At 67.0% G+C, this 17984-nt stretch carries 22 protein-coding genes; 4 read left to right on the forward strand and 18 right to left on the reverse strand.

What is annotated here, in order from left to right; genetic code table 11:
• Window position 1: 1 nt before the first annotated feature.
• Both AC1DTF_RS11250 and AC1DTF_RS11255 read right to left on the reverse strand, forming a co-directional pair.
• Window positions 2-412, reverse strand: coding sequence for a DUF5313 domain-containing protein (locus AC1DTF_RS11250; protein ID WP_057168747.1), 411 nt, complete (start codon window positions 410-412; stop codon window positions 2-4).
• Window positions 409-852 carry a limonene-1,2-epoxide hydrolase family protein gene (locus tag AC1DTF_RS11255; RefSeq protein ID WP_057168748.1) on the reverse strand — a complete coding sequence of 148 codons (444 nt, stop codon included), beginning with the start codon at window positions 850-852 and terminating at the stop codon, window positions 409-411. The genes AC1DTF_RS11250 and AC1DTF_RS11255 overlap by 4 nt, the downstream gene beginning before the upstream one ends.
• 59 nt (window positions 853-911) lie before the next feature.
• On the opposite strand from AC1DTF_RS11255, the gene AC1DTF_RS11260 reads away from it, so the two are divergent.
• Together AC1DTF_RS11260 and AC1DTF_RS11265 are read left to right on the forward strand one after the other, a co-directional pair.
• On the forward strand, window positions 912-2084 hold the full coding sequence (locus tag AC1DTF_RS11260; protein WP_477474121.1) for a glycosyltransferase: 1173 nt from the start codon (window positions 912-914) through the stop codon (window positions 2082-2084).
• Window positions 2085-2093: 9 nt separating this feature from the next.
• A complete protein-coding gene (locus tag AC1DTF_RS11265) occupies window positions 2094-2288 on the forward strand; it encodes a DUF3046 domain-containing protein (protein ID WP_057168750.1) in 195 nt (64 codons plus the stop codon).
• 1 nt (window position 2289) lies between these two features.
• Here the strand turns inward: AC1DTF_RS11265 and AC1DTF_RS11270 are convergent, their stop codons facing one another.
• From AC1DTF_RS11270 to AC1DTF_RS11345, 16 genes are all read right to left on the reverse strand, one after another.
• Window positions 2290-3027 (reverse strand): DUF6390 family protein, encoded by a 738-nt coding sequence (locus AC1DTF_RS11270; protein ID WP_057168751.1) that lies wholly within the window; start codon window positions 3025-3027, stop codon window positions 2290-2292.
• Entirely contained in the window at window positions 3028-4089 is a 1062-nt protein-coding gene (hypE, locus tag AC1DTF_RS11275; RefSeq protein ID WP_477474122.1) for a hydrogenase expression/formation protein HypE, read from the reverse strand.
• Window positions 4082-5182: a hydrogenase formation protein HypD gene (hypD, locus tag AC1DTF_RS11280; RefSeq protein ID WP_477474123.1), complete on the reverse strand. Its 1101-nt coding sequence runs from the start codon at window positions 5180-5182 to the stop codon at window positions 4082-4084. The genes hypE and hypD overlap by 8 nt, the downstream gene beginning before the upstream one ends.
• Window positions 5179-5463 (reverse strand): HypC/HybG/HupF family hydrogenase formation chaperone, encoded by a 285-nt coding sequence (locus tag AC1DTF_RS11285; protein ID WP_057168754.1) that lies wholly within the window; start codon window positions 5461-5463, stop codon window positions 5179-5181. Before AC1DTF_RS11285 ends, hypD begins: the two co-directional genes overlap by 4 nt.
• A gap of 16 nt (window positions 5464-5479) precedes the next feature.
• On the reverse strand, window positions 5480-7762 hold the full coding sequence (hypF, locus tag AC1DTF_RS11290) for a carbamoyltransferase HypF (protein ID WP_477474124.1): 2283 nt from the start codon (window positions 7760-7762) through the stop codon (window positions 5480-5482).
• Entirely contained in the window at window positions 7759-7995 is a 237-nt protein-coding gene (locus AC1DTF_RS11295) for a HypC/HybG/HupF family hydrogenase formation chaperone (protein ID WP_057168756.1), read from the reverse strand. Before AC1DTF_RS11295 ends, hypF begins: the two co-directional genes overlap by 4 nt.
• A 3-nt stretch (window positions 7996-7998) precedes the next feature.
• The gene (locus AC1DTF_RS11300) at window positions 7999-8493 is read right to left on the reverse strand and encodes a hydrogenase maturation protease (RefSeq protein WP_477474125.1); all 495 of its coding nucleotides are present in this window, start codon (window positions 8491-8493) and stop codon (window positions 7999-8001) included.
• Window positions 8471-8590 carry a DUF6893 family small protein gene (locus AC1DTF_RS11305; RefSeq protein ID WP_442928739.1) on the reverse strand — a complete coding sequence of 40 codons (120 nt, stop codon included), beginning with the start codon at window positions 8588-8590 and terminating at the stop codon, window positions 8471-8473. Before AC1DTF_RS11305 ends, AC1DTF_RS11300 begins: the two co-directional genes overlap by 23 nt.
• Complete coding sequence (locus AC1DTF_RS11310) at window positions 8581-9909, reverse strand: hypothetical protein (RefSeq protein WP_477474126.1); 1329 nt, start codon at window positions 9907-9909, stop codon at window positions 8581-8583. The genes AC1DTF_RS11305 and AC1DTF_RS11310 overlap by 10 nt, the downstream gene beginning before the upstream one ends.
• Window positions 9906-10544 carry a DUF6084 family protein gene (locus AC1DTF_RS11315; RefSeq protein ID WP_477474127.1) on the reverse strand — a complete coding sequence of 213 codons (639 nt, stop codon included), beginning with the start codon at window positions 10542-10544 and terminating at the stop codon, window positions 9906-9908. Before AC1DTF_RS11315 ends, AC1DTF_RS11310 begins: the two co-directional genes overlap by 4 nt.
• Window positions 10541-11173, reverse strand: a complete 633-nt coding sequence (locus tag AC1DTF_RS11320; protein ID WP_057168760.1) for a DUF5947 family protein — start codon at window positions 11171-11173, stop codon at window positions 10541-10543. The genes AC1DTF_RS11315 and AC1DTF_RS11320 overlap by 4 nt, the downstream gene beginning before the upstream one ends.
• Entirely contained in the window at window positions 11170-12090 is a 921-nt protein-coding gene (locus AC1DTF_RS11325) for a NifU family protein (protein WP_477474128.1), read from the reverse strand. The genes AC1DTF_RS11320 and AC1DTF_RS11325 overlap by 4 nt, the downstream gene beginning before the upstream one ends.
• 3 nt (window positions 12091-12093) lie before the next feature.
• Window positions 12094-13890, reverse strand: coding sequence for a nickel-dependent hydrogenase large subunit (locus AC1DTF_RS11330; protein WP_477474129.1), 1797 nt, complete (start codon window positions 13888-13890; stop codon window positions 12094-12096).
• Between the two features lie 23 nt (window positions 13891-13913).
• A complete protein-coding gene (locus AC1DTF_RS11335) occupies window positions 13914-14969 on the reverse strand; it encodes an NADH-quinone oxidoreductase subunit B family protein (protein WP_057168763.1) in 1056 nt (351 codons plus the stop codon).
• Window positions 14970-15108: 139 nt separating this feature from the next.
• Window positions 15109-15897 (reverse strand): hydrogenase nickel incorporation protein HypB, encoded by a 789-nt coding sequence (hypB, locus tag AC1DTF_RS11340; RefSeq protein ID WP_057168764.1) that lies wholly within the window; start codon window positions 15895-15897, stop codon window positions 15109-15111.
• 1 nt (window position 15898) lies between these two features.
• On the reverse strand, window positions 15899-16228 hold the full coding sequence (locus tag AC1DTF_RS11345; protein ID WP_057168765.1) for a hydrogenase maturation nickel metallochaperone HypA/HybF: 330 nt from the start codon (window positions 16226-16228) through the stop codon (window positions 15899-15901).
• Window positions 16229-16429: 201 nt separating this feature from the next.
• On the opposite strand from AC1DTF_RS11345, the gene recA reads away from it, so the two are divergent.
• Both recA and recX read left to right on the forward strand, forming a co-directional pair.
• A complete protein-coding gene (recA, locus tag AC1DTF_RS11350) occupies window positions 16430-17476 on the forward strand; it encodes a recombinase RecA (protein WP_057168766.1) in 1047 nt (348 codons plus the stop codon).
• Window positions 17445-17972: a recombination regulator RecX gene (recX, locus tag AC1DTF_RS11355; RefSeq protein ID WP_477474130.1), complete on the forward strand. Its 528-nt coding sequence runs from the start codon at window positions 17445-17447 to the stop codon at window positions 17970-17972. Before recA ends, recX begins: the two co-directional genes overlap by 32 nt.
• The last annotated feature ends 12 nt before the right edge of the window (window positions 17973-17984 follow it).

A 17984-nucleotide genomic window follows, 5' to 3' on the forward strand; every position in this document is an offset into this window, starting at 1 on the left:
GTCAGATGTCGTGGGTGCCCAGCTCCGCGGAATCCGGGCGGGGCCCGAACCGATCGATATAGGACTGGTGCTTGGCGGCGTCGCGCTTGCGGGCCAGCGCGTCGACCAGCGACGGGTCCAGGCCGTGCACCCGCAACATGTGCCGGCGCCAGATCTTGTTCAGCGCATGCGAGAAGTAGACGAACGGGATCAGGATCGGCACCGTCATGCTCAGGTGCACGTAGAGCGTCGTCGGGATCAGCCAGAACGGCGCGAGGATCAGCACCGCCGGGATCAGCACCCGCAGCATCAGCCGCCGGGTGGCTCCCGGCCCGGCCAGGTCGTTGCGCACCCAATCCAGCATCGAATCGGGCAGCCGCTTACCCAGGCAGTAGCCGACCAGCTGGAAGAAGCTGGGTTTGGTCCTGCTCACAGCGTGGGGCGCAGCGACGGGATGACCGCTCCCACCAGACCTCGCACGATCGCCTTGGCGAAGTCGAACTGGTCGAAGTAGTCGCGCCACAGCGTGATGCGGCCGTCGTGCACCTCGAACACCCCGCACACCCAGAACTGCAGGCGGACCGGGCCGAACGCGAGCACGTCGGTGCGCTCATTGAGGACCACGGCGCCGTCGGCGGCGGTGCGGTGGATCGCCACGTCGAAGGCGAAGCCCGGCCGGTCGAGCGACTTGAACACCTTGAGGGTGCGCTGCCTGCCCCGGATGGTCGGGAATCCGACGTTCTGATAGACGAGGTTCTCGTCGATCAGTTCGCCGGCGGTATCCAGATCGGGTCCGCGCAGCGAGAACAGAAACTTCTCCACCGTCGCGATGTTGTCGGCTTCGGTGCTGGTGGGCGATACCTGGTCGGTCATACCCCACAGGGTAGAGCGTTCGGGCTGTGGCAGGGTGAGCGCGTGCGGGTCGCCTTCTCATGAAAATCGCGGTGGTCGCCGGGCCCGATCCCGGACATGCATTCCCGGCGATCGCGCTGTGCCTGAAATTCCTGGCGGCCGGCGATACCGCGACGCTGCTGACCGGCCGGAAGTGGCTCGATACCGCCCGGGCGGCCGGCGTGGACGCGGTTCTGCTCGAGGGTCTCGACCTCGAGGTCGGCGATGACGACGGCGATGCCGGGGCCAAGATCCATCAGCGGGCCGCCCGGATGGCGGTCCTGAACGTACCCGTGATCCAAGCGCTGGCAGTCGATCTCGTGTGCTCCGATGTGATCACCGCCTGTGGCGGGATGACCGCCGAACTGCTCGGCCTGCCGTGGATCGAGGTCGTCCCGCACCCGCTGTACCTGCCGTCGAAGGGATTGCCCCCGCTGGGCAGCGGGCTGGCGCCGGGCGTCGGCCTGCGTGGCCGGGCCCGTGATGCGGTGATGAGGGCACTCACCGCACGTTCCATCCGGGCCGGAGACCGGGACCGGGCCGCGGCGCGCCTGAGCATCGGGTTGCCCRCGCGGGATCCGGGACCGCTGCGGCGGCTGATCGCGACTCTGCCCGCACTCGAGGTGCCCCGACCGGACTGGCCGGCCGAGGCCGTCGTCGTCGGGCCGCTGCACTTCGAGCCCACCGAAGCGGTGCTGACACCCCCACCCGGGCCGGGGCCGCTGGTGGTGGTGGCGCCGTCGACGGCGAGCACCGGTACCACCGGCCTGGCCGAACTGGCGCTGACGGCGCTGGTGCCCGGGCGGGGATTGCCCGCCGGGTTGCGGGTGGCGGTGTCGCGGCTGGCCGGCGCGCACATGGAGGTGCCGCACTGGGCGGTCGTCGGCCTCGGGCGTCAGGACGAACTGCTGGACAAGGCGGATGTGCTGGTGTGCGGGGGAGGCCACGGCATCGTGGCCAAATCACTGCTGCACGGTGTGCCACTGGTGACGGTGCCCGGCGGGGGCGATCAATGGGAGATCGCCAATCGCGTTGTGCGGCAAGGAAGTGGAAGGCTGATCCGGCCGTTGACGGCCGAGGCGCTGACCGCCGCGGTGGGCGCGGTGCTGGCGGATCCTGCCTATCGCGCCGCCGCCGGCCGGGCCAGGGCCGGCGCGGGCGAGGTGGCCGATCCGGTACGGGTGTGCCATGACGCGCCGGCGGCGACTCGGTAGGTTGTCGGCGTGCGCATCACCGAGTTCAACGAACGCGTCACCGGTCTGTTCGGTGCCGCCTACGGGGCGTCGGTGCTCGTCGATCACGTGCTGAGCGTGCTGGACGGGCGCACCGCCGCCCAGGCCATCGAGGCCGGGGTCGAGCCACGGACCGTGTGGCGGGCATTGTGCGCAGACTTCGATGTTCCGCGCGACGAGTGGTGAGTCATCCGGACCCGATGATCGTGTTCACCAGATCCAGCGTCGACTGCGTGGCCGCCGTCAGCGCCCGGCGGCCGGAGTCGTCGAGTGTGCCGCACACCCAGTCCCAATGGGCGGTGACGATGTCACCGGGCTCGGGTGCCCCCGATAGCGATGTACCGTCCCTCGTCCACCGCACCCGTTCGGGACGCGCGCTGTCCAGAGCCAGCCTGCCCGCACCGTAACCGACGGGTCGTGAGCTGATCGTCACGTGCTCACCCGCGATGGATTCGACCGTTCCCCAGCGGATACGGCAGTTCTGCATGACGCGAAGGGGGATGACCGGGTCACGGTCCAGGAACCGCACCCACGGGTAGACGGCGAAAACGTGAAAGCTGTGGTGCGCCAGCACACCGCGCTGATCGGTCAGGTCCGGCAGCAGCCCGGTGACCTGGCCACCGAAGGCGATGCGCAGTCGGCGCAACAGTCCATCGGGATCGACCCGGAGCAGCAGGTCGCTTCCCACCCAGTAGCTGCGGACGACGTCCTCGTCGAGTGGGTCATCGCATCCCGCGGCGTCGGCGATGGCCCGCAGGTACGGCCAGACGCCATCGAAGCCCGTTGCGTGCGCGCTGATGGCGGCGGCGTCGTCGGCGCGCAGCAGCACCGCCGGATCTGTGGGGCCGCAGTAGCCGAGTTCGTTCGGTGGGTAGGCGTACCGCGCGAACAACGCGTGTCCGGCCGGCACCTGAGTGGTGGTCATTCAGCAGATCCTGGGCAGTTGCTCACCGACCGGCAGGTCCACCACCCTGGTGCCGCCGAGCGCGGTCCGCGCGACCACGATGCCCGGATGCTCGGGCACGCAGCGGCCTATCACCGCGGCACGTGCGCCGAGCGGATGGTCGCGCATTGCGGCCAGCACCCGATCGGCATCGCCGGGCGGCACGAACGCCAGCAACTTGCCCTCATTGGCCACCTGCAGCGGATCCAGGCCGAGCAACCCGCAGGCGTCGCGTACGTCAGCCGGGATCGGGAAGGTGCGCTCATCGAGTGCGACGCCCACCTGCGCGGCCTTCGCGATTTCGTTCAGCGTCGAGGCCACCCCGCCGCGTGTCGGATCACGCAGGACGTGCAGGTCCGCGCCGGTGTCCAGCATGGTTGCCACCAGACCGTGCAGGGGCGCGGTGTCGCTGGTCACGGTGGTCGCGAACGCCAGCCCTTCGCGGCAGCTCATCACCGCTATCCCGTGCAAGCCGATATCGCCGCTGATGATCACCACGTCATCGGGCGCCGCACGCTGCGGACGGATATCGGCGCGGTCGTCGACGATGCCGATCCCGGCAGTGTTGATGAACACGCCATCACCGTGGCCGGAGTCGACGACCTTGGTGTCACCGGTCACCAGTTTCACGCCGGCCGCCAGCGCGGCGGTACCGAGCGCGTGCGCCACGTGGGCGATGTCCTGCAGGGCGGTGCCCTCCTCCAGGATGAACGCCGTCGACAGGACCAGCGGGCGCGCGCCCGCCATGGCGAGATYGTTCACGGTCCCGTTGACCGCCAGGTCCCCGATGCTTCCACCGGGAAACGTCAGCGGCTTGACGACAAACGAGTCGGTGGAGAATGCCAGCCGGGTACCGCCGACCTCGATCACCGCCGCGTCACCCATCGCGGCGTCGGCGGCGGTTCCGAAGGCCGGCAGGAACAGGTGCTCGATCAACTCGGCCGACATCGCTCCGCCGCCACCGTGCCCCATGACGATGTTCGGTGCGTCGCGCAGCGGTGCCGGGCACACCCACGACTCGAGGTCGATGGACAGGTCAGGCATGGGTCACCTCGAGTCGCCGGTACAGGTAGTACGCGGCACAGGCCCCTTCGGACGAGACCATCGTCGCGCCCAGGGGATTGCGCGGGGTGCATTCGCGGCCGAAGGCCGCGCACTCATGCGGTTTGATGAGGCCCTGTAACACCTTGCCGGACTGGCAGATCGCCGACTCGGCGGTGTGGATTCCGGTGACCGAGAAACGGTGCTCGGCATCGAAATCCCGGTAGGCGGGCGCCAGGCGCCAACCGCTGCGCGGAATCATGCCGATTCCGCGCCACGTGCGGTCGGTGACCTCGAAGACGTCTGCCAGCATTGCCTGGGCGGCGACATTGCCCTGGGACTGCACCGCGCGCGGATAGGCGTTCTCCAGTTCGTGGCGACCGGATTCCAGCTGGATCACCGTGCGCCGGATACCTTCCAGGATGTCCAGCGGCTCGAACCCGGTGACCACGATCGGGATCCGGTACTTCTCGGTGAGCGCCGGGTACTCGCCGGTGCCCATCACGCAGCAGACGTGCCCGGCCGCGAGAAACGCCTGCACCCTGCACGTCGGCGATTCCATGATGGCGGCGATGGCGGGGGGAACCAGCACATGTGACACCAGTAGCGAGAAGTTTTTGATGCCGAGCCGATCGGCCTGGTACACCGTCATGGCGTTGGCGGGTGCAGTGGTCTCGAATCCGATACCGAAGAACACCACCTGCCGATCGGGGTTCTCGCGAGCGACGGTCAGCGCGTCCAGCGGGGAGTACACCACCCGGACGTCACCGCCCTCGCTCTTCACTCGGAACAAATCCTTTGCGCTGCCCGGTACCCGCAGCATGTCGCCGAATGAGCAGAAGATCACCTCGGGCCGGGCGGCGATCTCCAGCGCCTTGTCGATCATCTCCAGCGGAGTCACGCACACCGGGCAGCCGGGGCCGTGGATCATCTCGATCTCGTCGGGAAGCAGCTGGTCGATACCGTGTCGAATGATCGAATGTGTCTGCCCGCCACAGACTTCCATGATCGACCAGCGTCGGCTGGTGGCGGTGCGGATCTGCTCGACGAGCTTACCGGCCAGCTCGGGGTTGCTGAATTCATCCAGGTACTTCATGACGTCACTCCCGCCTGTCTTGCCGCGATCTCGAATCCGTCACCGAACTCCTCCTTGAGCACGCCGAGATGCTCGAATTCGGCCAGCGTCCTTTTCGCGGACTCCTCATCGAGGCGCTGGATCGCAAATCCGACATGGACGACGACATACTCACCGACGGCCGCATCGGGGATGTACTGCAGGCACACGTCCTTCTGGATGCCGCCGAAATCGACAAGTGACATCAGGGTGCCGTCCCGGTCGGCCAGACTCAGGATCTTTCCTGGAACCGCCAAACACATGGGTGTCCTCCATCTCTCAAATCGAGTTCCCCACCAGCAGCTGACCGAGGGCGATACCGCCATCGTTCGGCGGCACGTGGCGATGCGTGATGGTGTCGAAACCTTTCGCGGCCAATGCATCCAGGGTGAGCCCCAGCAGGAGCGCGTTCTGGAACACACCTCCGGAGAGCGCGATGGTGGGTGAGTCGCCTGGTGTGCGCAGCGCCAGATCCACGATCAGGTCGGCGACCGACCGGTGGAACCGTGCGCCGATCATGCCGGCGGGGACACCGGCCCGGGTGTCGGCGACGACGGCGGCCAGCACCGGGGCCGGATCGATGACGACAGGGTGGCCTGCCGTGATCGAGAAGCGATAACTGGTTGTGTTGCAGTCGATACCGCGAGAGATTCCCTCGAGTTCGATCGCGGCCTGGGCCTCGTAGTCCACCACCTGGCGCAGCCCGACCAGGGCGGACACCGCATCGAACAGCCGGCCCATGCTGGAGGTCTGAACGCATCCGAGTCCGGTCTGCACCTGGTGAGCGAGCACGTCGCGTTCGTCATGCGGGCAGGCCCGCACCGGGGCCAGGTCGGGGTCCCAGGGCAGACCTGCAGCCCACAGGTGCGTCATGGCCATCCGGTAAGGGCGCAGCACGCTGACATCACCGCCGGCCAGTGGCACGTATCGCAGCTGGGCCACCCGTCGGTAGCCCTTGTAATCGGCGAGGAGCACCTCGCCGCCCCAGATGGCGCCGTCTGGGCCGTAACCGGTTCCGTCGAAGGCGAATCCGAGTACCTGCGCGGTACCGTCCAGGCCGTGCTCGGCCATCACCGCCGCGATGTGGGCATGGTGGTGCTGAACGGTCCGCACCGGCCGTCCCGCGGCGTGGCGGCGCGCCCACGCGGTCGACCGGTAGCCGGGATGCGCATCGGCCACCATGACTTCGGGAGTGACGCCGGTCAGCGCCCGCAGATGGCGTTGCGCCGCATCGAATGCGTTCAGCGTCGCCAGATCGTCCATGTCGCCGATGTGCTGACTCAACCAGGCATATCTTCCCTCGGCGACGGCCAATGTGTTCTTCAGATCGGCCCCCACCGCCAGGGTCGGTGGAACCGAGACCGGCAGTGCCACCGGGAGTGGGGCGTAACCGCGGGAGCGGCGCAACGGTATCTGGAGTTCTCCCAGCACCCGGACCACCGAGTCGTCGCAGGGCACCAGGATCGACCGGTCGTGCGCCAGCCAGCCGTCGGCGAGCGGCGCGAGCCGGTTCACGGCATCGTCATYGGTGAAACAGATCGGCTCACCGCCCAGGTTTCCCGATGTCATCACCAGCACGGCGGGTCCCGGCTCGTCATCAGGCAGCCCGAACAACAGTGTATGCAGCGGTGTGTACGCCAGCATCACGCCGAGGTCGGGGAGATATGGCGCCACGTTGTCGGCGACCGCGGCTGCGGGCCGGCGCGGCAGCAGCACTATCGGGCGTTGCGGACCGGTCAGTATCCGTTCGGATGCAGTGTTTACGTCGACGATCGTGCGCCCGGCCGCCAGATCGGCGACCATCACCGCGAACGGTTTGTCACCGCGGCGTTTTCGGGTACGCAGTTCGCCCACCGCCGAGCCGTTGGCCGCGTCGCAGGCGAGGTGATAGCCGCCGATACCCTTGACGGCGAGGATCCCGCCGCGACGCAACAGCTTTCGCGCCTCCCGCAGACCCACCTCACCGTCTGCGCGATGACCGTCACCGTCGTGAAAGCTCAGCGTCGGTCCGCAGCCTGGGCAGCAGACCGGCTGGGCATGAAAACGACGGTCGCCGGGGTCGGCGTACTCTCGCGCGCATTCGGCACACATCGGGAACGCGGCCATGGTGGTCGCTGCGCGGTCGTAGGGCAGCGACGCGATGATGGTGAATCGCGGGCCGCAGTTGGTGCAGTTGACGAAGGCATGCCGGTACCGCCGGTCGGCGGGATCCCGTTGTTCGGCGGCGCAGTCGGTGCACATCGCCACATCGGGGGACACCAGGGTGCGGCCCCCGTCGGATCGGGACGTGTCCGCGATCGCGAAACCAGTACCCCCGCGCAGCGGAAGATCCTGCGTCTGAAGCGTTTCGACGACGGCCAGCGGCGGCGGTCGGTCCCGCAGCCGGTCCAGGAACTCCCCGATGGCGTCGGCGTCGCCTTCCACATCGATGACCGCCCCGGCACTGTCGTTGCACACCGATCCGGCCAGGCCCAGTGTGGCCGCGGTGGTGTAGACGAACGGCCGGAATCCGACGCCTTGGACCACGCCGTGCACGCAGACACGCAGCCGCCGGCGGGTCATTCGCCGCTGCCCATCAGTTTCAGGCCGTGCAGCGCCGCGGCAGCCCCTGCCGCGTCGGTCTTCTCGAGCACGAAGCCCATGTGGATGATCACCCAGTCGCCGGGACCGAAGGTTTCMCCGGGCAGCATGCCGATGTTCACCTTGCGCGCCTCACCGGCCACGTCGACGAGTGCAAGCTGATCGCCGTAGCCGTCGAGCATCCCGATGACCCGACCCGGTATCCCCAGACACATCGTTCAGCCCACCAACTCGGCGATGACGCGTTCGACGGCATCGACCGCGGTCGCAACGGCGGCGGCCACCGGTGGGGACAGACCGATACCGTCATCGGTGCTGCCGGCCTCGCAACCGACGACCACCGTGCGCGGTGCGGTGCCGCCGAGCGCAGTGAGGCTGGCGAACACCGTGGCGGGATCCATCGCATGTGCATCCAGACCCGCGGCTGCCGACAGTGATTCGTGATCGGCCTCGAAGACATGCACGGTCCCCGGTGCGCCGCGATTGGGTAGTGCGTCGACAAGGACCACCGCGTCCCATCCGTCGAGCAGGTCATAGGCCAGGTGCATACCCCGGATGCCATAGTCGACCGGACGCACACCCTCGTGGTCGCAGYGGACATGGCGCAGCACCGCGGACCCGAACCCGTCGTCACCGAGAAAGATGTTGCCGATCCCGGCCACCAGAATCTGTGGCGTGACGGCGCCTCCGTCACATCCGCCGTATGCGCACATAGCGTCGTGCATCCGGGATCGAACGAAGTCCGAGCACTGCTCCGGCAATCACCACCACCGCGGCGGCCGCCACGGCCACCCATCCCACTACTTCCATTTCGGGTTCCCTTCGATCAGCGGTTCGACTTCGTCGGGTGCGAAGTACAGATAGCGGCCGTACCAGTCGTGCAGGTCGGCGGCCGGGTCGTCCTCGAGCACGACTCCGATCTGCCGGTCACCGTCCACGGTCTCGTGCACCGAGGTGACGCGCGCGATCCGGTCGGCGAAGAAGATGTCCTGTGCGTCGGCGCGCCGCGACGGCCGCAGCCGGACCCGGCTGTCGCGGCTCAGCCGCACCCCGTTCACCAGTACCGCGTCGTTGCCGGGGTCGACGGCACTGTCCGCCAGGGGATCCCACCAATCCACTCCGTCGGGGACCTCCGGTATCAGACCCGGGGTTTCGGCATGCGGGTCACGGAGCACGCCGTGCAGGTTCAGCAGGGCCTCCGGTGACATCGCGTCGCATCGGTCGATGAGCTGTGCAGCCAGCGGATCGGTGGCTCGGGCCTGGGCCTTCTCGTCGTCGGTCATGGTCATCACCCGCAGTGTCAGGATCTCGTCGATCTCGGTCGAGTCGAAGAGGGCCCCGTGGCTCTGTTCGGCGATCTCGGGGTGGTCGTAGAGGATGATCGGCGACACCAGCACGACGGACGTATCGCCGGGCGGACCGGCCAGCACCGGGAAGCAGCGGTGTTGCCGGCAGCGGCCCACCGCATCGGTGGCCCAGGCCGGCGGCTCCAGTAGCGAGACGAACTCACCGCCATGGACCCGTGCGATCAGGTGGGTGCCGATCAGGGAGGTGGCGATGGCGTGTTGCTTGTTGGCCGGTGGCGCGCCGACATTGCGGACGGACAGCATGATTCGCCGCAGGCCGTCCGCCGGTTCGGTCCGCACCGTCAGTTCGGCGCGCAACTCCTCGCGGGTCCGGACCAACCGGCCGCCGGGAACCCGCTCGGTGTCACGGCCGCCGGCCACGACGAGCGGAACCGTCTGGGTGGCGGCGAGTGCGTCGAACGGTCCCGACGACACCTCGCACTCGACCGCCTCGTCCCAGGTGAGCCAGGTCCGGTCGGCCACGGTCAGCTCACCGACCGGCGTGAACCCGCCGTCCACCTCACGCTGGACCGCACGGTGCTGCAACTGCAGGAACCGCACCACGATGCTGAACAACGCATCAGGCGCGGGCCGCATCAGCAGCTCGGTGGCGAGCGTGTCGTCCTCGCCGACGCCGCGGTCTGCGGCCTGCGGCGGGCCAACCACCCCGAACTGCCAGCGGGACTGGTTCTTTCCCGATGTCGCCCGATAGGGGTAGAGCAGGTAACCCTCGTAGAGCACCGCGTCGGCGATGGCCCTGACCCGGTCGCTGACGGCGTTCATCGGTAGTCCTCGGCGGGGTCCAGCAGCGCGGTCACCGCGTCGTCCAATCCCAGCATGCCGTGCGCGGACTTGTAGGCGACGAGGGCATCGACGGTGTCATGGTTCAGCCGCACCCAGCCGGTGTTCGGGAAGTGAAGCTCGATGAGGTGACGCCATACCGAGACGGGCATGTCGTAGCGGTCCTCGCGGTCCCACGGGATCTGCTGGACGGCGAAATTGTTGCGGCCCTTCGTGAAGACCGTCCCGCTGAACAGGAACTGCAGTGGGATGCTGCCGTCCCGCAGGGCGTGGAGATACTTGGCCGCTGTGACCTCGAAATCGTAGGTGCAGACCAGCGGCAGCTCCACCTGCGTGGCGCCCACGAATCCGGGCACCATGGCGCTGGTGTGCTGCCACAGGAAGGTGTGCTGGGTCGTGCTCCACCGCTCCCTGCTGCCGAACAGGTCCAGCAGGGCGGCCGCCTCGTCGTCGGTATAGCCGCGGCGCAGCGGTTCGATACGCACCTGGCAGCGCAGCGCGATGGCGTGCACCGGCTCGTCACCGATGGCCGCGATCCCGAGCCRTGCCATCAGCAGCGGTGTGACCGCGTAGGGCTCGGGAGCCACCGCGAGCACCGCGAACGTCACGTCACTCACGGCACGACCACCTTGCTGCGGGTGCCGATGCGGTCGAAGAACTCGTCGAGAAATCGGCGCACCTGCTGGCCACCGTCGAATCCGTGCCACAGCAGCCGTAATCGGCCGACGAACTCATAGCAGGCGTCGACGGGCACCAGGAAACACTCGGGCGGTCCGTCGTGCTCGTCCGGCACCCGCATGATGAGCGCCTCGGTGTCGTCGCAGAGCAGGTCGACCCGCGGGTCCGCGGCGCGGATCTGCTCCCAGGAGGTCAGGTCCAGTTCGGATTCCGTGGCGCCGGCCGGACCGGGATAGAACGCCACAGTCCGGCCGAGAGCGGAGTTGCAGAAGAAGAACGCCAGCCCCACCGGGATCTGCAACAGGTCCCATTCGCGCCGGCCGAGCGCGAAGTCCGGGAAGGCGAGGTACCGGTCCGGCACCGCGCGGTAGCGCAGTGTGGCCCGGTCATCGGTGAACAACAGGTAGCAGCCGCGGCACACACACATCAGTTGCCGGCCTTCGAGATTGACCACATGCTGATGTTCGTCGGCGATCTGTTCCGAGCACATCTCGCAGCGTTCGCCGGCCGCGGCGGGCTCCGAGCGGTTGGCGCGGATCCGCGCCAGCACATCGTAGGCGCCGGTCATGGCACACCCGCGATGGACAGCACGCCGTCGCGTACCAGCAGCGGTACCGGCTCGAGATGCACTGCCGTGTCGATACCTGCCCCGGCATGAACGATGTCGAAGTGCGCATGGCAGAGGGGGCAGCGCAACACGGGGCCGGCGGAACCCAACCGGCGGTGCAGTGCGGCGCCCGCCAGCGAGTCGCCACAGTGCCCGCATCGGTCCCGGTAGGCGAACAACTCGTCACCGACCCGGCAGACCAACAGGTTCGCGGTGCCGATCCGGAAGCCACCGACCTCACCCGGCATGAGGTCGGCGAGCCCGGGCGCCGGATGCCAGACGGTCGCTGRCTGGCCGTTGCGGTGGATGCGGCTCAGCAGTGACTCCGCCGGGATCACCCCGGCTGCCGGTGCGGCGTCGGCGGGCACCACGTCGATTCGGGTGACTTCCGGGGCTGCCGCGCCGATGGCGTCCTCGACGGTGAGTTCCAGTGTGATCGCCGAGGAGGGGCAACTTTTGCAGCTGCCCGCGAACTGTAACCGGACAGTCGCACCGTCGGGACCGTCGTCGATGCCGAGCAGGGTGACGTCGCCACCGTGGGAGCCGAGATAAGGCCGGACCCCGGCCAGGGCATCCTCGACGCGTCGGGTCATGTCATGTGGATGCAGCCCATGCACGAGCAGCAGGCTGGCGATCAGGTCGTCGGCGGCGAAATCCTCGGTGAGCGTGGGGTGCGCGGCGGTGGTCAATGTCAGGATATGTTGCAGTGCAACACCGTACAGGTCGGTCACCTCACCGACCAACTGTTCCGCGCGGGTGCGTGCCGTGGTTCCGCCGGCCGCGCTGGCGTCGAGCAACGTCTGTATCCGGTCGCCCGCCGTGCGCCAATGCGCGTCGTCCTGGGTTACCTCGGGGTGTGACAATCCAGGCGGACCCATCGATTAGTCCCCGGTGGCGGACTGGGTGGGGGAGTGCAACCGCTCCAAGGATTTTCCGTTGCCCAGGTACATGTGCACACCGCAGGGCAGGCACGGGTCGAAGCTTCGCACCGTGCGCATGATGTCGATGCCCTTGAAATGCTCCCGGTCGTTCTCCTCGAAGATGGGCTGACCCTGTACCGCGTCCTCGTAGGGGCCCGGGGTGCCGTAGCTGTCCCGGGGATTGGCGTTCCACGGTGTCGGTGGATACGGATGGTAGTTGGCGATCTTGCCGTCGCGGATCACCATGTGATGGCTCAGCACGCCGCGCACGGCCTCGGTGAACCCGCAGCCGATGGCTTCATCGGGCACGTCGAACTTCTCCCAGGTCTTGGTGCGGCCTGCGCGGATCTCGACGAGGGCCTTCTCGGCGAAATGCAGTGCGGCGGCGGCCGCGTAGGCCTGGAAGTAGGTACGGGCACGGTTGCGTTCGATGGTGTTGCTGCCGTGCCGGGGGATCTTCCATTCCAGCTCGACCGGTCCCTTGAGGATGGTCTTGGGCAGGTTGATCTGCACGCTGTGCCCGGTCGACTTGACGTAGCCGATGTCGACCAGTCCGGCCAGCGCGGTCGACCACAGCCTGGCCAGCGGACCGCCTCCGGTGTCCAGTGCGAGGTGGTCCTTGCCGTCGAACCAGCGCGGTGACATCACCCAGCTGTACTTGTCTTCCATGTCCCGCTTCTGCGGGTGCGGGTTGGTGTGCTGGTTCCACGGGTGCCGGCGGTCCACCGGGTTACCCAGCGGATCGTTGTGCACGAACGTCTCCTGGTCGGTCCAGTCGTCGTAATACGRACTGCCCAAGAGGATCCGGATTCCGAGATTGATGTCCACCAGCGAGTGGGTGACCAGCTTGCCGTCGACCACCACACCCGGGGTCACGAACATCGCGTCGCCCCAGCGCTCCATGTCCTTGTAGGCGAAGTTGCACACCTCGGGGTCCTGGAAGGAACCCCAGCAGCCGAGCAGCGTGCGGCGTAGCCCGACCTGCTCGTACCCGGGTAGTGCCTCATAGAAGAAGTCGAACAGGTCGTCGTGCATGGGGACGACCTTCTTCATGAACTCGACATAGCGCATCAGCCGGGTCATGTAGTCGGTCATCAACTGGATGGTGGCGACGGTGCCGACACCGCCGGGGTACAGCGTGGACGGATGGACGTGGCGGCCTTCCATCAGGCAGAACATCTCTCGTGTCCAGCGGCTGACCTGCAGCGCCTCGCGGTAGAACTCTCCGGTGAACGGGTTGAGTGAGCGCATGATGTCGGCGATGGTCCGATAGCCGTGTGCATCCGAGTTCGGCGCGCGCGTGTTCTCGGCCTTGGCCAGTACGCTCGGATTGGTCTCGGCGACCATCTTCTCGCAGTAGTCGACCCCGACCAGATTCTCCTGAAAGATGTTGTGGTCGAACATGTATTCGGCCGCCTCGCCGAGGTTGACGATCCATTCACCGAGATGTGGCGGCTTCACGCCGTAGGCCATGTTCTGGCAGTAGCACGAACAGGTGGCGTGGTTGTCACCGCAGATCCCGCAGATGCGGCTGGTGATGAAGTGGGCGTCGCGCGGATCCTTGCCCTTCATGAAGATCGAGTAGCCGCGGAAGATCGACGACGTGCTGTGGCATTCCACCACCTCACGGTTCTCGAAATCGATCTTGGTGTAGATGCCCAGGCTGCCGACGATCCGGGTGATCGGGTCCCAGGCCATCTCCACCAGCTGGCCGGGTTCGCGCTTCACCTGTGACGGTTCCGGAATGGTCGTTGTCATGGACTTCGCTCCCTAGACGGCACCTACCAGGTGCGGGTCGCTCCCGTTTCGAGCGTTGTGCCCCGGTGCCGCCAGCGTGGTTCCCGGTCCAGGGTGTGTTCGGTGATATGTCGCAGGCTGCGGACGACCGACCCGTACACGCCCGACGCCGCGGTGGAGACCTTGCCGCCCGGGGGCTCGTCCATGAACGGCATGAACTTGTCCGGGAACCCCGGCATGGTGCAGCCGATGCAGATTCCGCCGACGTTCGGGCAGCCGCCGATACCGTTGATCCAGCCTCGCTTCGGCACGTTGCATTTCACGACCGGTCCCCAACAGCCAAGTTTGACAATGCATTTGGGTGAACCGTATTCGTGGGCGAAGTCGCCCTGTTCGTAGTATCCGGCCCGATCGCAGCCCTCGTGCACCGTGGCGCCGAACAACCATTTGGGCCGCAGTGCCTCGTCGAGTGGAATCATCGGTGCCTGGTCGGTGGCCATGTACAGCAGATAGGTCAGCGTCTCCGACAGGTTGTCCGGCTGGATCGGGCAGCCCGGGACGCAGACGATGGGGATACCGGCCTTGCTCTTCCACTCCCAGCCGAGGTAGTCGGGTACTCCCATTGCCCCGGTGGGGTTACCGGCCATCGCATGGATACCCCCGTAGGTCGCGCAGGTGCCCACGGCGACCACCGCGGTCGCCTTGGGGGCCAACCGATCCAGCCATTCGCTGGTCGTCATCGGTTGTCCGGTTGCGGGGTCGTTGCCGAACCCGCACCAATAGCCGTCGGCATGCAGTTGTTCGTTGGGGATCGATCCCTCCACGACCAGCACGAACGGCTCCAGTTCACCCCGGTCGGCGCGGAAGAACCATTCGAGGAAGTCGTCGGCGCCGCCGTTGGGTCCGCACTCGAAGTCGATCAGGGGCCAGTGCACGGCGATCTTGGGCAGACCGGGAAGTGCGCCGAGCGCGATCTCCTCGATGCTGGGTTGGGTGGCGGCAGTCAACGCCACGGAATCGCCGTCGCAACTCAGGCCGGCGTTGATCCAGAGCACGTGAATCAGCGTCTCTTCTGCTTTGACTGCTGCCGAAGTGGGCATGGCGCAGTTCTTTCCGGGACGGGCTGGGTCCCTGCGTCGAACTTCTGAGGGGATGAGCTGGGTCCCCTCCGCCGCAGGAGTCGACGTCCGGCCCGTTGTGCGGCGCTGTTATTCGGTCTACTCCGAGGGGTTTGCCTTGTCAATGGATCCGGTGACCCATTGGCAGCTGTGCGCTCAAGCTGTCCCGGGCCGAGTCGATCCACCCATACCAGGACGCCATACCCGCACCCGTGGCCGCCGACAGCAGCAGCACATCCACATCCGGGTTCACCGAGCGGACCGCGTGCTGAAAGACATCCAGGTCGAAGTCCACATGGGGCAGTAGATCCAGCTTGTTGACGATGACCAGACCTGCAGCAGCGAACATGTGCGGATACTTCAGCGGCTTGTCCGCGCCTTCGGTGACCGATATGACCACCACCATGGTGCGTTCGCCGAGGTCGAACAATGCCGGGCAGACCAGATTGCCCACATTCTCGATGAACAGCAGCGAATTCGGCTCGGGTTCCAGGGAATTCAGCGCATCATGGACCATCTGCGCGTCGAGATGGCAGCCCGCCCCGGTGTTGATCTGCACCGCACGTGCGCCCGCGGCCCGAATGCGCTCGGCGTCGAGCAGGGTTTCCTGATCACCTTCGATCACGGTGATCGCCCGGCCTGTGGTCAGCAGCTCACGGATGGTGCGCTCCAAGAGCGTCGTCTTGCCGGCACCGGGCGAACTGGTCACATTGAGTGCCACGATGCCGCGTTCGGCAAGCCGGCCCCGGTTCTGCCCGGCGAGCTGATCGTTCTTCGCCAGCACCTTCTGTTCGAGTGAGACGGTCTCGGTATGTGGATGGTCGTGCGGGTGGTCGTGGGGATGGGGGTGGCCGTGACCGGGCATCGTGATGGTGGCCGTGTCTTCGCCGCAGCCGCAGGTAGCGCACATATCAGCTCACTTCCATCGAGAGGATCTTCAGTTCGCGTCCGGCCAGTACCTCGACATCGGCGCTGCCGCAGCGGCACAGCAGGATGGGATCGACCACCGCGAAGTGCGTGCCGCAGGCGCGGCAATGGGCTGCGCCGGGTGGGATGGCGAGATCCAGGCGGGCGCCATCGGCGACGGTGCCTTCGGTGGCCAGGTCGAAACAGAACCGCATCGAGTCGGGCACCACCGCGCACAGCGCACCGATCTCGACCTTGACACTGAGCACCCGTCGGCCTGCGGCGTGTTCACACACCGCGTCGACGACGCTCTGGGTGATTGCCATCTCGTGCATGTCTGCCCCGATTCGGGCCGGATGACCCCACGATATGCCCGCACCTGCCGGGACACAACGGCGTGTCTGCTTGCGTTCGAACACCTGTTCGCTAATCTGGTGAGCGTTCGACCGAGAATTACTTGTCGGTGGCTCGTCCTAACCTGACAGCCAACCGACCGGAACCCCGGTCAACCGCACGACTACCGGAGAGGTACTCCCATGGCGCCACAGGCTCCTGATCGCGACAAAGCACTCGAACTGGCGATGGCCCAGATCGAAAAGAATTACGGCAAGGGTTCGGTGATGCGACTCGGCGACGAGGTGCGCCAGCCCATCGCGGTCATCCCGACCGGCTCCATCGCTCTCGACGTCGCGCTCGGCATCGGTGGGTTGCCGCGCGGCCGCGTCGTCGAGATCTACGGCCCAGAATCCTCGGGTAAGACCACCGTCGCGCTGCACGCGGTGGCCAACGCCCAGGCCGCCGGAGGCATCGCGGCGTTCATCGACGCCGAGCACGCACTGGACCCGGACTACGCCAAGAAGCTCGGTGTGGATACCGATGCGCTGCTGGTCAGCCAGCCCGACACCGGTGAGCAGGCACTGGAGATCGCCGACATGCTGGTGCGGTCCGGCGCCATCGACCTCATCGTCATCGACTCGGTGGCCGCGCTGGTGCCCCGCGCCGAGATCGAGGGCGAGATGGGCGACAGCCACGTCGGCCTGCAGGCCCGCCTGATGAGCCAGGCGCTGCGCAAGATGACCGGTGCGCTGAGCAACTCGAACACCACCGCGATCTTCATCAACCAGTTGCGCGAGAAGATCGGCGTGATGTTCGGCTCGCCCGAGACCACCACGGGCGGTAAGGCGCTGAAGTTCTACGCCTCCGTGCGTCTGGACGTCCGGCGGATCGAGACCCTCAAGGACGGAACCGACGCCGTCGGTAACCGCACCCGCGTCAAGGTCGTCAAGAACAAGGTGTCGCCGCCGTTCAAGCAGGCCGAGTTCGACATCCTGTACGGCCACGGCATCAGCCGCGAGGGCTCGCTCATCGACATGGGCGTCGAGCACGGCTTCATCCGCAAGTCCGGCTCGTGGTTCACCTACGAGGGCGAGCAGCTCGGCCAGGGCAAGGAGAATGCCCGGAAGTTCTTGCTGGAGAACCCCGATGTGGGCAACGAGGTGGAGAAGAAGATCAAGGAGAAGCTCGGCATCGGTGCCGTGCTGACTGCCGAAGATGACATTCTGCCCGCCCCCGTCGACTTCTGAGAAGCCGGCTGAGCCCAAACGGGAGGAGCAGGCGCGGGACGTGTGCCTTCGCCTGCTCACCGTTCGGGCGCGCACGCGTGCCGAGCTGGAAGCCCAGCTGACCAAGCGCGGTTTCCCCGACGACGTCAGTGCCCGGGTGCTCGACCGGCTCGTCGAGGTCGGGTTGCTCGATGACGCGGCGTTTGCCGAACAATGGGTGCACACCCGTCGCGCCAATGCTGGAAAAGGTAAGCGCGCGTTGGCTTCTGAGTTGCGGACCAAGGGGGTTGATCCCGAGCTCATCGCCGAAACGCTCGACAGCGTGGACGCCGGGGAGTGGCGGGTGCGGGCCGAGGAGTTGGTGGCCGCCAGGCTGCGCCGCGAGAAGCTCGATGACGAGGTGAAGGTGACCCGGCGGCTGGTGGGCATGCTGGCCCGGCGCGGATACAACCAGGGGATGGCCTTCGACGTCGTCAGCACGCAACTCGTCCATGAGCGCGAACGCCGTTCGGTCTAGGCCATCCCTGGG

The sequence above is a fragment of the Mycobacterium sp. P4_H6 genome (genome assembly GCF_056400845.1).